The organism is Nostoc sp. (genome assembly GCF_036919555.1).
In the GTDB taxonomy this organism is placed as follows: domain Bacteria; phylum Cyanobacteriota; class Cyanobacteriia; order Cyanobacteriales; family Nostocaceae; genus Nostoc.
Genome location: NZ_JBALCS010000039.1, coordinates 132672 through 145804 on the forward strand (window position 1 = coordinate 132672; position 13133 = coordinate 145804).

9 protein-coding genes are annotated in these 13133 nt (G+C 42.3%); 3 read left to right on the forward strand and 6 right to left on the reverse strand.

Going from position 1 to position 13133, the window contains the following annotated elements:
- Positions 1–52 precede the first annotated feature (52 nt).
- The 3 genes from V7K36_RS11545 to V7K36_RS11555 all read right to left on the reverse strand — a co-directional run bounded on the left by V7K36_RS11545 (position 53) and on the right by V7K36_RS11555 (position 5245).
- A complete protein-coding gene (locus tag V7K36_RS11545) occupies positions 53–2863 on the reverse strand; it encodes a family 10 glycosylhydrolase (RefSeq protein ID WP_335115808.1) in 2811 nt (936 codons plus the stop codon).
- A gap of 97 nt (positions 2864–2960) precedes the next feature.
- On the reverse strand, positions 2961–4301 hold the full coding sequence (locus V7K36_RS11550; RefSeq protein ID WP_335116060.1) for a TIGR03279 family radical SAM protein: 1341 nt from the start codon (positions 4299–4301) through the stop codon (positions 2961–2963).
- A 119-nt stretch (positions 4302–4420) separates the two neighbouring features.
- Positions 4421–5245 carry an undecaprenyl-diphosphate phosphatase gene (locus V7K36_RS11555; protein WP_335115810.1) on the reverse strand — a complete coding sequence of 275 codons (825 nt, stop codon included), beginning with the start codon at positions 5243–5245 and terminating at the stop codon, positions 4421–4423.
- A 562-nt stretch (positions 5246–5807) separates the two neighbouring features.
- On the opposite strand from V7K36_RS11555, the gene V7K36_RS11560 reads away from it, so the two are divergent.
- The 3 genes from V7K36_RS11560 to nadB all read left to right on the forward strand — a co-directional run bounded on the left by V7K36_RS11560 (position 5808) and on the right by nadB (position 9350).
- Entirely contained in the window at positions 5808–6587 is a 780-nt protein-coding gene (locus V7K36_RS11560; protein ID WP_335115812.1) for a DUF3120 domain-containing protein, read from the forward strand.
- A 487-nt stretch (positions 6588–7074) separates the two neighbouring features.
- Positions 7075–7503 carry a photosystem II complex extrinsic protein PsbU gene (gene psbU / locus V7K36_RS11565; protein WP_335115814.1) on the forward strand — a complete coding sequence of 143 codons (429 nt, stop codon included), beginning with the start codon at positions 7075–7077 and terminating at the stop codon, positions 7501–7503.
- A gap of 170 nt (positions 7504–7673) precedes the next feature.
- Positions 7674–9350, forward strand: a complete 1677-nt coding sequence (gene nadB / locus V7K36_RS11570; RefSeq protein ID WP_335115816.1) for an L-aspartate oxidase — start codon at positions 7674–7676, stop codon at positions 9348–9350.
- A 77-nt stretch (positions 9351–9427) separates the two neighbouring features.
- Here nadB and V7K36_RS11575 read toward each other — a convergent pair whose 3' ends face one another.
- The 3 genes from V7K36_RS11575 to V7K36_RS11585 form a co-directional block, all read right to left on the reverse strand.
- Positions 9428–9634 (reverse strand): hypothetical protein, encoded by a 207-nt coding sequence (locus tag V7K36_RS11575; RefSeq protein WP_335115818.1) that lies wholly within the window; start codon positions 9632–9634, stop codon positions 9428–9430.
- Positions 9635–10431: 797 nt separating this feature from the next.
- Entirely contained in the window at positions 10432–12636 is a 2205-nt protein-coding gene (locus V7K36_RS11580) for a CHASE2 domain-containing protein (RefSeq protein WP_335115820.1), read from the reverse strand.
- A gap of 214 nt (positions 12637–12850) precedes the next feature.
- Positions 12851–13093 carry a hypothetical protein gene (locus V7K36_RS11585; RefSeq protein ID WP_334829732.1) on the reverse strand — a complete coding sequence of 81 codons (243 nt, stop codon included), beginning with the start codon at positions 13091–13093 and terminating at the stop codon, positions 12851–12853.
- Positions 13094–13133: the final 40 nt, after the last annotated feature.

A 13133-nucleotide genomic window follows, 5' to 3' on the forward strand; every position in this document is an offset into this window, starting at 1 on the left:
GGCAAAATTTGAATTTTGAATTTTGAATTGATTTGTCTCCCCTACCTCTTCACTAAGGACGCAACTGCCCCCGCCGTTCGCCGTAACGCAATAGCCTTTCTATAGTTATAAGCCGATTTTCCCAAACTTTGACTTGATAGGAATTTGACTTAAGCTCTTGGCTCATCAATACCCTAAATTGAGACTGGAAGCGAGTTAGAGAGGCTCTCGCCACTATTAACTTACTAGGAGAAGGGGAAGCAGCAAGCTGATTTAAAGCACTGCCTAAAACTTCTGCCTGGTTGTTAAAATCTGATATTGTCTGAGCAGGTCTTTGTAGTTGGTCATTTTGGAAAACAAATTTCCATTCCCGTTGCAGCGCGATGTAACGGATGGCGGCAGTTTGAAAAGGCTGGCGGTGAGGAATCGGTTCACTTCTTGTGGATTGATTCCTACCTTGGGTGCTAATAAAGAGTTTTTGTAGCTCGTTGTTAAAATTTTCTGCGGCAAAGAGTGCATAACCACTAACTGGCAAATCCCTTACCAACTGGAGTTGATCGAATGCCCCGATTGTTGGCAAAGAAAGTAAGCGAATTCCCGGTACTAACAATGTAGCTCCCAATTCTTTAGAGGCAATCCAGGGTTGGGCTAGTCGTTCAAAGCGAGAAGTATCCAGAGCATAAGTCATGGGAACGATTAAATCTACATCTCCCCGCCGGGCCCAAGTTTCCCAATTTTGTTGAATTTTCTGAATCCGCTCTAGTTCTGGCAGAGGAAATACTGCAACCGACAAAATCAAATTAGGTCGTTTTTGTCGCAACTGCTGTGATACTTGGGCAACAAAGCTATCAATTTGCGCGGTGCGAAATATCGTCCACTTTTGCCACAGTTCTGGTTGGCTAGGGGAAATATTTATCGGATCTACACCAGTAAGTTGCTGAAACTGCGCTCTTGCAGCTTTGCCATAGCCGTAGGTTCGACCTGCTGATGGGTCTTGAAAGGGGTAGCGAATGTAGTCTAGCTGTAGACCATCGACGTTATAGTGAGTGACGATTTCCTCATACAGCTTGAGCAAGTACTGCCGCACTTCGGGGTTGGCTGGGTCAAAAAATGGCTTAGTCTGCCCAACGGGAATCATGTTGCCCAGGTTATCGTAGTTTGCCCAATCGGGATGAGCCGCCAGTACAGGCCCTGGATAATTAGGATTAACGTTGATAATTTCATTGTGCCGTTGGTTCCCAGCAGCAAAAGTCCAAACCCAAGCGTGTAATTCTATGTCGCGCTCATGGGCTAATTTCACTGCTTCTGCCAGTGGGTCCCATCCACGAATTAATGGGTTTTGTTCTTTTGCGACTTGGCTCGGATAAATGGTATAGCCAGCATTAACAGTTTCAAAGAAGACGGTATTAATCCCAGCTTGGGCTAGGCGATCAAAAATCTGTGCCAGTCCCGCCTTGCTACCAGCGCGAACAATCGTCCCCCGATCTAACCAAACTGCCCGAATTTCTGGTTGAGCCTGCCTCCGATCAACAGGAAACTGCTGCCATAAAATCGTCTTCGCTACCAGCCACTGCTGACGAGCCAGAGCGTAGTTTTTTTGGGCAATCAATATGGGTAAGTTTTTGGCAATTACCCTTACCTGTGCCAAGGTTTGGTCTTTACTTCTGACTAGCCCTCCCAATTTAGTTGAGGCCAATTGCGTCGGTTGCACCTTGACAGATTGGGGGGTGTAGGTGTCCAGATTCCTAGAGGACTGCTTTTGCTCAGATATTCCAACGCCTTCATTAGCAGCATCAGCTAATACCGCTAAATTAGCACTTTCCACCCGACCAATCAGATTTTCTAGCTCTTGCTGGAGAGCGATCGCTTCGTTATTATCAATCGGCTGATTGGAGTTGGGTGCAACATCCAGACGCACCGCTTGTTCCAACTGATCAATAGCCTCGGAATTTGGGGGTTTGACTGTAGTCAGCGCTCTAGGTATGGGAGCAGTCGCAGTTTTAGCAGGAAGGGAGGGAGAGAGTGGCAAAGTGGCGGAGTAATTTTGAATTTTGAATTTTGAATTTTGAATTGTTTCCCCCTGCTCCCTTGACGCCACCGCCACCGTTGTAGAGCAGTTTTGGGAACCTCCTGCTACTTTTTTCATGCGATTCGATGGCGCTGGCGCTGTCAAATAGTGGTTGAGAGCAGCTTTTAACCAGGCATTATCTAACTCGGCGCCTGAGGCTGTATTTGTTCCCCAGCGCCAGCCCAAAAGGGTGGAACGCTCAGTTGTCACTACTGCGGCAGGATTATCTTTGGAATTCCAAACGGCAGGAGATTCAGTGCCCATATCATTAGGAATCATCACGCCGCCGCGCACTTTGCCAAAGAGTTCAGTTTGATTTGCCCATTTTGGAATATCGGTTTTTGCGGGTTTAATCTGTTCTGTATCACTGAGGCTGAATCCCCAATAACCTCCCAAAAGCGATCGCAATAACTGGCGCACTCCTGGCGATGAGAGATTACCTACAGGCCCACTAGCAATCAACCGCCCTCCCTGACTCATCCATTCTTCTAGAGCGATCGCTTGGGTTGGCGTTAATGTCTCGACATTTGGCAAAAATAATACCCGGCGATCGCCCCAATCTGCCGCACTCTTGACATCATTTAGGGGAATTACACAATATTTCACCCCGATTGCCTGTAAGCGATCGCTTATCCCTGTCCATTGATTTGCATTTTCTTGGCCATACACTACGCTCAATACAGGTTCTTCAGTCGCCGCCGTTACTGGCAAAATACTAAAACTATTTAAAATTAAAAAATTAAAAATTAAAATGAATAATCCGGCTTTTTTTATTTCTGAATTTACCTTTTTACGATATTTTTCCTGATTCTTCACTCCTGACTCCTCAGTGGATTATTTATTAAGCATTACTTCTTATTTATCATCCAGCATAACAATAAATTACCTCCGAGAAATAACTGAACTTTGATAACTAAACCTGAACAGAATTGAAAATACACGTTTTGATTAAATCTTCAACTCCTGCTACTGGCAAAATTTTTGTATTTAGTCTCCCAGCTAATTCCTCAATACTCATATCATCTAAAAACACTAATTCACCATTTTTTAACATGACATTCGGTAGCAAAATCCCATCACCTAAATCTTGCCCTTCTAAATTTAAAAGCAAATCATGACCAGTTAATAATCCAGTTACGCTGATAGTTTGTCCCCAATAATCACTACATAAAGCACGCATATTGACTTCTAAACCTTCAACAAAATTTAAGCGTTTCAAAATCGGTTGGAATGCTTTTTCTACTGCGTTGCCCACTACCCAAGTTAATCTTCTCTGAGGATAAACTTTTGGCGGTAGTAATTCTGCCGCAACGGTGGCAAATTGCTTGAGAAATAATTGAATTGAACCAACTCCGTTATCAATTTGGGGATATTCTTCATATTCAGATTCGCTGGGTAATTCCTCACCTGCAATCAAAAACCACTCATCGGCTAACCAAACAACGCTGGAGGCGAATTGTTGGCGAAATTGCTGTGAGAGCATTTGCACTTGGGAAATCACTTCTTGGGCTTTTTCCCTGGTTACAGGTGTGAGTTCATCTTCTTGGGGCCGAAACCGTGTCAAGCCAACTGGCACAACTGCCACTGATGCCACCGCCGGCACTTCACTAGTATGAAAGGACGCTAAATCTTTGAGAGTTTGTTCCAGATGTTTGCCATCATTTATACCAGGACAAACAACTACTTGAGCATGAATTTGTAGTCGCCTTTCTTGAAACCACTTGAGTTGTTGCAAGATTTGTCCCGCACGCGGATTTTTTAGCAGTCTAATTCTAACTTCGGGTTCGGTGGCGTGAACAGAAACATACAACGGAGACAAGCGCATTTGTTCAATGCGCTGCCATTCTCTTTCTGGTAGATTCGTAAGGGTAAGATAAGAGCCGTACAAAAAGCTCAGACGATAATCGTCGTCTTTTAAATACAAGCTGGTGCGCTTACCTGGTGGCTGTTGGTCGATAAAACAAAATGGGCAACGGTTATTGCACTGAATTAAGCCATCAAATAGGGCAGTTTCAAATTCTAGCCCCAAGTCTTGATCGTAATCTTTTTCGATTTCCAAGCTATGAGTTTTACCAGCAGCGTCTAAAACTTCTAATTCCAAAACTTCATCAGCACACAAAAACTGATAATCAATTAAATCGCGGGGACGTGTACCATTGATAGCAACGATCGCATCCCCAGCCTCAAAGCCAATCTCTGCGGCTATTGAGTCTGGAAGAACTTTGGTAATTCGGGCAGGGTTAATGGTAGTCATTGGGCATGGGGCATGGGGCATGGGGCATGGGGCATGGGGCATGGGGCATGGGGCATGGGGCATGGGGCATGGGGCATTAGTCATTTGCTTTGGACTAATGACTAATGACTATTATGGAATTATCCCTTCCAACCTGATGCGATCGCAGCTAAAATAGCACTACCGAATGCTAATCTATACCAAACAAAAACCAAAGTGTTTTTGGTTGCTAGGTATTTGATCAAAAATGCAATTGATAGGTAGGAAAAAATAAAGGTTGAAATAATCCCTACAATTAACAGTTCAACAATGTTATCTGGCAACTGGTGGGCTTGAAACAATTTGAATATTTTCAAACTTTTATACAGCGTAGCAATGGTAAGAGTTGGAAACCCTAACAAAAATGAGAATTTCGCTGCTGTATCGCGTTCTAATCCTAAAAATAAGGCAGTCGTCAACGTCGAACCAGAACGAGAAACGCCCGGAATCAAAGCAAGTGTTTGTCCCAATCCAACTAAAATACCATCCCGAATCTGCAATGAATCAAAACCTCGCTTGCGAGTGCCAATTTTTTCTGCAAAAGCTAGTACAAGTGCCATGATGATCGACATAATGGCAATAATTAATGCACTCTCCGGTAGAACGTCTTTCAAAAGAAAGCCGAAAATTAAGGCAGGCATTGTTCCTACTACAATACCGACAAGAATTTTCCACTCCTCACGTTGCCAGTCTTTGTCTTTTATTGCTTCGATTCCACCTTTGACAATACTGTAAATCAATGACCAAAAATACCCCAAAATTGCGATAACACTGCCAAATTGAATTGCATCAACAAAATCTTTAGAACCTAATTCTTTCCAACCAAATACCTTGGTAAAAATTATAAGGTGGGCAGTACTGCTGATCGGTAAAAACTCTGTAATACCTTGAACAATGCCCAAAATAAAAGCTTGAATAAACTCCATATGCAATTAATACCTTTTTCCTGTTCTAGACATGATTATGAGCATTGTTTAGCTGATGATGTTACTTTATATACTCTCCACTGCACCCAATCTTGTAGAAAATTCAATTTCACTGATTAATAACATCATCGAAGACGCTGACCATGTTCTTACACCCACCTCAATAAGTCAACGCAATTTTGGCAATTCATCAAACTTTAATATTTAACGTGAGTTCGATGAACCTCTCCCTGACTTAAACTAAAGTTCAAGTCTGTCCCTCTCCGAGTCGGAGAGGGAGGGTTTTGCATAGTAAAACCTCTAAGAGATTTCAATATTTACGCTAATTAGGCGGTTACTACATGAGCTGTCGAACTCACGTCTCTGTATTACCCCATTTACAAGGGACTACAAAGGAGTTCTGTACATAGCGCAACTTTAATGGATTAATCTGCCGCAGAATATTTTGTTTGGTTTGCGCCAGCGCTCCCCGAAATTTCAGTATAATTACAATGCCCCAGGGGGGGATTTTAAAATGTGATATCTTAAATAAGATGAAGTTTAGTAACAAATATTAAAAACTTTGATTAATAATACGCTGTCCTCCTACACTGCTTCTACCCATTCTATTGATACCGAGTTGGATTTAGCTGATAGTGGGCAGAAGAGTATGAGGCAATTGGAATCTACACTCTCCGCTTCTCTCTCTCTTCCCTTATCTATTTCTGCGCGACAAACTTGGTTAGTATTTGCGGCGGCGGTGTTTTTGGTAACAGTGCCAGTATTTGTAGAAGCGCCAATAGTGCGATCGCTACCAAGTCTAAGTTTAGCGCTGACAGCATTTTGGGTGTGGCTAAGTTTTAGCTTAATGTCACGTCCTGCAACTTATATCTGGGGGGATTTGCTCTTAGGGTTTAGTTGGAGTTGGTTAGCAGGAGCGATTTACTGGGGCTGGTTACGTTGGGAACCTTTATGGCATCTGCCAGTGGAGTTTATCGGTTTACCGTTTGCTTGCTGGTGTTTGGCGAAGAATTGGGGCAAGGTGGGTAACTGGTTTTATTTAGGTTCTTTACTCGGTACAATTTTAACAGATGTATATTTTTATATAGTAGATTTGATGCCCTATTGGCGGCAAATTATGAGAGTAGATGCAGATTTAGCACCACAAATCTTACAAAATGCCTTAACGCAAGTACAAACGCCTTGGGGACAAACTTGGGCTATAATTCTCGCCTTAGTGCTGTTGACAGTCGGGATTTTACCTTTAGGTCGAAATCAAAGACACTGGTATGCCTTTAGTGGCGCAGTTTTAAGCACAATTTTGGTAGACAGCCTATTTTTATTAGCTGCGATCGCAGCGTGAAGAAGGAACTTATGTTGCATCTCTTGCGGAAACTTTTCCCAGCCCAATCTACAGCAGATCAAAAATAATGCTGTAGATGATTAATCAGTTAAGAAATATTACATAAGAGTCCATCATCATCAAGTCTTTTTTGGTAGAGTTTTCGGTATTAGACATCGCCAGAATTAGCCATCCCGGAAAGATTTCGTCTAGCTGGGAATGCTACAGGATCATGGATAGGAGGCTATTGCAGCTATGCAGGCACTCTAACCACGATGAAGATTTTTGGCAAAAATATAGTCAAACCCAGTAATGGCAAATATTGTGGATATTAATACGCTGTATATTAGTTTTTGATGACTGCTGTGTTGATTAAGCTATCAGGTTTTGTCCTTTGTCCTTTGTCCTTGGCGCTCTCACGAATGACTAATGACTAATGACTAATGACTAATGACCACTGTTAGCTTAAAACTTTTATTTCTGTTTGATGGAAAGAGGTAGAAAAATCGTGAAAAGATTAGCGCGTTTATTAACAGTGTTTAGTTTGTTACTTAGTTGCTGGGGATGGTTAGGAACCACTCAAATAGCCCAAGCTGCTAGTTTCAACAGTTTTGCTTTTCCCCAAGTCCCAGTTCTAGCAATTGAGCGGCAGAATCGGGCAGACGCTAAACTAGGAACGGAATTTGGTAAAAAAATTGATTTGAATAATACCAACGTCCGAGCTTTTCAACAATATCCAGGGCTTTATCCTACCCTGGCTAAGAAAATCATCACCAATGCTCCTTACAAAAATGTAGAGGATATATTGGATCTTCCAGGATTGAGCGATCGCCAAAAACAAACCCTGCAAGCCAACTTCGATAAATTCACCGTCACAGAAGTAGAGCCTGCCTTCAATGAAGGAGACGATCGCTTTAACAACGGTATCTACAGATAACTGAATTGCAGTTAATGTAGCAAATAGCAGCCCACTTCTAATTCTAGGGAGTGGGAGAACTAGGAGTTAGGAGTTATGAGTTAGGAGTTATGAGTTAAAAATTCAAAACTTCTAACTCCTCACTTCTAACTCCTCACTTCTAACTCCTCACTTCCCCCTCCCCCATTACCTTGCCTCAGATAGATATTCCTAGCCAATTTGATGTTTTAGTAGTCGGCGCTGGTGCTGCTGGACTATACACAGCGCTGTGTCTACCAGAGTCCTTGCGAGTCGGCTTGATTACCAAAGAAACTGTTGCTTTGTCCGCCAGTGATTGGGCGCAAGGTGGCATTGCCGCAGCAGTTTCCCCGGAAGATTCTCCCACGCTGCACATTGAAGATACGATCCGGGCTGGTGCAGGTTTATGCGATCGCACCGCCGTAGAATTTCTCGCCCAACTTGCCCCTAACTGCATTCAATCGTTAGTTAACTTGGGCGTTGCTTTTGACCGTCATGGCCAAGCCTTGGCTTTAACTTTAGAAGCTGCCCATTCTCGCAACCGCGTTCTCCACGCCGCCGACACCACAGGCAGGGAAGTTACCACCACCCTCACCGACCAAGTATTACGTCGCCAGAATATTCAAGTTATTCAGCAAGCTTTGGCTTTGAGTTTGTGGATTGAAACCGAAACTGGTCGCTGTCAGGGAATTAGCCTGTTTTATCAAGGTAAAATCACATGGGTAAAAGCTGGTGCTGTGGTACTGGCAACTGGCGGTGGCGGTCAGGTATTTGCCCAAACCACTAACCCGGCCGTAAGTACGGGTGATGGGGTAGCGATCGCATATCGGGCTGGGGCGATCCTCCGCGATTTGGAATTTGTGCAATTTCACCCCACTGCCCTGACTAAACCTGGTGCCGATCGGTTTCTGATTAGCGAAGCTGTACGCGGCGAGGGCGCACACCTTGTCGATAACGAAGGGCGGCGTTTTGCCTTTGACTACCACCCTGCGGGGGAACTGGCACCCAGAGATGTGGTCAGTAGAGCAATTTTCAGCCATTTACAACGTACCGCCCTTGATCTGGCGACCGCCCATGTGTGGTTGGATATGCGCTCCATCCCCGCCGACAAGATTCGTCACCGCTTTCCGAACATCATCAAAGTTTGTCAGCATTGGGGCGTTGATGTCTTCCATGAACCAATTCCTGTAGCGCCAGCTGCCCATTATTGGATGGGTGGAATTGTCGCGGATCTAATGAATCGCACAAATATCCCCAGTTTGTACGCCGTGGGTGAAACCGCTAGTACCGGGGTGCATGGGGCAAATCGCCTTGCCAGTAATTCCCTGCTGGAATGTATTGTGTTTGGGGCCCAGATGGCTAATATTGAGTTGGAAAGTATTGGGCTGCCATCAGAAACCCCAGTGCTGCCATTACGAAAATTTAGTGTTGATGCCAGTGAGTGGCACATCCAGCAAGCACAGCTAGAAGCACTCAGGGAGAAGTTACCGCGTCTAGTATGGGAAAGTGCTGGTATTTGTCGGGAACAATCAGGGTTGGAAAGTGCGATCGCTACTATTGAATCTTGGCAGCAAGATTTCGCTATCTTGCCTTTAAGTCAATTCTTGCTTGCTTTACGCCCAGCAGAACCAGCTAGTTTTGACATACCAGATGTTCAACGGCAATTGGGACTTTGGGCAGAAACCCGCAATTTATTAGATGTGGCTGATTTAATTCTCAAAAGTGCTGCTTTTAGAACCGAAAGTCGAGGCGGACACTACCGTTTAGATTACCCTCAACCAGACCTAAATTGGCAAGTCCACACACTTATACAAACAAATCATTGGTGGAAATCTCCACTATTGTCTTGATTCAAGTTTTCCCTACAGGTTCTAGTAAAGGCTGCTCACAGCGCTGCTTCATCAAAATCTAAAATCCAAAATTGCTATCAGCGAGTGCCGCTACCATTATGACTGTCGGGGCCACCATAATTTGGTGGGATATATATGTCTTTTAAATTTTCAGAATTGACTTTACTAGCAATTAAGGTGTTACTGCTAGTAGCGCCAAAAGCATTAGCACTGGCAGTTCTGAATATACCTGTGCAAGCGGCAATTTGCTGCATTAGTATGTAAGCACCTATACAAAATATCATAAACTTTGTGATTCTGAAGTTACTCTTCATAGATTTCAGTAAATTTACTAATTTTTCATTTAAAAGTGTATTTTTTATTTTTAACCGTATATTTACTACCTTTGTCGCAAAATAGATTTCAACTTGATTAAATCTTTGCTAGTAGTCTAGAAGTAATAGTGGTATGTACTTGTAGATTAACGTTAACTTGCTGACATTAAATACTCTTTATACTTAAGTGGTATTCTTAAATATGCTATTTTCACATCAGTCTAAAGTTAGATATGTTGATAAATTACTGTGAGCATTGCGCCTAATTTTACTATTTATTAATAGCATCTTAATAATATTTTAAATACCCTAAATATAAACACTATGTCCAGTGAATAATCATGCTGAAAAAATATTAAATAATACTTATTTCCTTGTCTAGTTAAAATCTAATTCCAGTAAAGATACATAAAAAGGAGTCAGAATTCATAATTCATAATTCAGAATACTCTACCCATAAAGGGATAGAGTTTTAATTAATGGGACTTAAACAAAAATTAAGCCCAAATGTAGCCTAAACTAGCTTTATAAGCGGCAAACACGTCACGATTATGAGTCAACCAATCAAAAAATCGAAAAGACATAGCGGGACTTAAACATTTTTGAGGGATAAACAAGCCTCAAACCCATACAGGGTTAGGGAAATACAACAAATGCTCAAAAATGGCTCAAACCCAGATATATCAATGAACCAAGCAAAACGATGTTAAAGTCTCTCTGTATATAGATTTGAGGCTTTTTTCTGGGTGTTTTTTGTCTAAGTCCCATTAAGCAAACTCGTAGCGATTTTTACCCAAGTGCTTGGCACGGTACATTGCTGCATCTGCTTGTTTCATCAAAGTTTCACTGTCTTGACTGTTGTATGGGTAGATACTAATGCCAATACTGGCAGAGACTTGGATTGTGTCACTGTCCAAAACAATTGGCTTGTTAATGTTGCTTAAAATTTTTTCTGCGACTTTAGCAGCTATTTGAACATTAGGAATTGCCCGTAAAATCACAGTAAATTCATCACCACCCAACCGAGAAAGTGTATCACTAGCGCGTAAAGAGTTGCTGAGTCGTCCAGCAATAGTCATTAGCAAGCGATCGCCCGTCTCGTGTCCCAAAGTATCATTGATCTGCTTAAAGCCATCTAGATCAATAAACAGCAGTCCCAGCAAGAAGTTGTTGTGTTGCGCCCAATGTAACGACTCGTAAAGTTGTTCAGCAAAAAATTTGCGATTCGATAAACCGGTCAGGGGGTCGTGATCCGCTAAATAACGCAAGTTATCTTCTTTGAGTTTTAATTCATTGTTAGAGCGGAATAGTTTAGCAGCAGTACGTTTGAGATGTTCCTCTCTGAGCTTGCGCTGAGTAATATCTCGGATGACCCCAACTAAAAAGAAATTGCCGGCTGCGTCTTTGTGGAGCGATCGCTTAGTGGCAATTTGATGAGTCTGACCATCGGCATTTGTAAATTCTTCTTCATGTTCCTGGGGTTGCTGAGTCCGAAACACAAGCTCATCCTGTTGTCGAAACACATCGGCTTCATGTTTAGAGAAAAAGTCATAATCTGACTTTTCAATTAATAACTTATTCGGATAACCGATAAATCGACAATACGCTTCATTTAAAACAATCCACTGGTGTTGTTCATTTTTCACAAAAATTGGATCAGGAATCGTGTTGATTACGTCATGCAAAAATTCTTTGGAGCGTTTCCACTCTTGCTGAATATGGGCAATATGACTGGTCATCCAAATAGCTGAACTGCCAAAGCTAAACAGTGAGGGAATGAGCGGTATCCACCAACCATACAAGAAAATAAAGTACGTACTCAGGGTTAATACAAAACAAGAAACAAGGATACTGAGCAGGCTTATAGTTGCGTGTCGTATCCGCAATGTGGTAACGGCTCCCAAATAAGACCAGATAAAAATCCACAAGTATTCCACTAAGTCAGTCCAGACTTTGATTAATGGTCGTCCTTGCAGAGCAGCGGAGATTAACTCACTAATAAAATAAGCTTGCAGTTCAATACCAGGTACAGGCTTTGCCGTACCCATTAGATTGCTGGAATAGGGAATGAATACAAAATCCTGGAGACTGGGTGCAATGGAGCCAATAAGTATAATCCGATCTTTGATTAAGTTTTCTTTGACTTTATCAGCCAGTACATCTCTCATCGATACCTGGCGAAAACGATAAAATTCTCCAGATGAACTTTGACATTTGGGTTTGGGAAAATTGGTCAAAAGTTGGTAGCCTTTATCATCAGTTCCCACATAAGCACCATCATTAGCCTCAAAACGACTAAATACTGCCTTACCCAATTGCAAATACTCAGGGTTGCTTTTTGCTTTGGTGGGGGTAATTCCCTTTGACTTTAAATACAATAAAGCCAACTTCAGAGCAAAACTTTCGTGTGCCTGATGATCGACGTGCCAATATAACAAACTGCGACGTACTTTACCATCAAGATCATACAGCACGTTGTTAAAGCCCACTTGATCCTGATTTAGTCCCAGTGGAGGTGAAACACTAATGTTTTTATTTTTCTCATTTGCTAGTAGTTCAATACCAATCAAGTTGGGCATTGACTTATAAACATCAAGCAGCTTTTGATTACCAGGCTTTACTGGCAAATTTCGATAAATATCTAAGCCAATAGCACCGGGTTTCTGGACATTTAATTTTTGCAGTAACTGAGCAATATTCGCATCTGGAATCGGCCACGAACCTACTTCGTTTAAATAGACCTCATCAATCACTACGATTGTAATACGTTCTTCTGGCGGTTCATCTGGACGTAAGCGAAAAAATTGATCTAAAGCTGCCAACTCCAAAGATTGCAATAATCCGATGGAGTGCAAAATCAGGATGCATACTGCAACGCTGGCGGCAATAATCAATTCTTTGTGTCCTCGACTAAGCGATTGTTTCAGTCTAAAGATTAACTTCACAAAACGCTTGCCTAGCTGCTGATTCATTCTCTATTTCCTATAGCTAATTAACTATCGGACTAAAAATAGCTCAAGTGTGAGCTAAATAGAGTTTCTAAGAGTTTTTTCAACTCAGCAAGGTTCTTCAATCGTGCTATTTGTAGCGACTAAAATTATGGTAACTTTCAACAGGCACACCTTTGGGTTCGGCGCTGGCTGACATGATTACATCCTAAGATAGCTCCCAGTGCTGTTTCTCTACTTAACCTTGGGGGCGATCGCAATGGTAAGGATAAAGCCACTTACACTTGAAAAGTCCGTGGGTATGTTTTTCAAAAAAGGTTCCAGCGTGGCGTTGAGGTAATATGTCGATCCCAGCCTTGGTTTTAATTTCGTACAGCCAAGGAAAGGCTACTACTAAAACAGCAGTGACAGCGAAGATGTAGAAAATTGTGGTTTTAATTTTGGGCAATCTTCGGGAATTGCTGTTGTGGTTTTGAGGCATAGTAGAGGTGAAAAATTAATGATTAATCTTAGCCTGTCAA

What these genes read in the sequence shown, in the direction of transcription:
- V7K36_RS11550 (WP_335116060.1), bottom strand. Translation starts at nt 4,301, where the DNA reads ATGACTACCATTAACCCTGCCCGAATTACCAAAGTTCTTCCAGACTCA.
- V7K36_RS11580 (WP_335115820.1), bottom strand. Translation starts at nt 12,636, where the DNA reads ATGAATCAGCAGCTAGGCAAGCGTTTTGTGAAGTTAATCTTTAGACTG.
- V7K36_RS11585 (WP_334829732.1), bottom strand. Translation starts at nt 13,093, where the DNA reads ATGCCTCAAAACCACAACAGCAATTCCCGAAGATTGCCCAAAATTAAA.
- V7K36_RS11575 (WP_335115818.1), bottom strand. Translation starts at nt 9,634, where the DNA reads ATGATATTTTGTATAGGTGCTTACATACTAATGCAGCAAATTGCCGCT.
- V7K36_RS11555 (WP_335115810.1), bottom strand. Translation starts at nt 5,245, where the DNA reads ATGGAGTTTATTCAAGCTTTTATTTTGGGCATTGTTCAAGGTATTACA.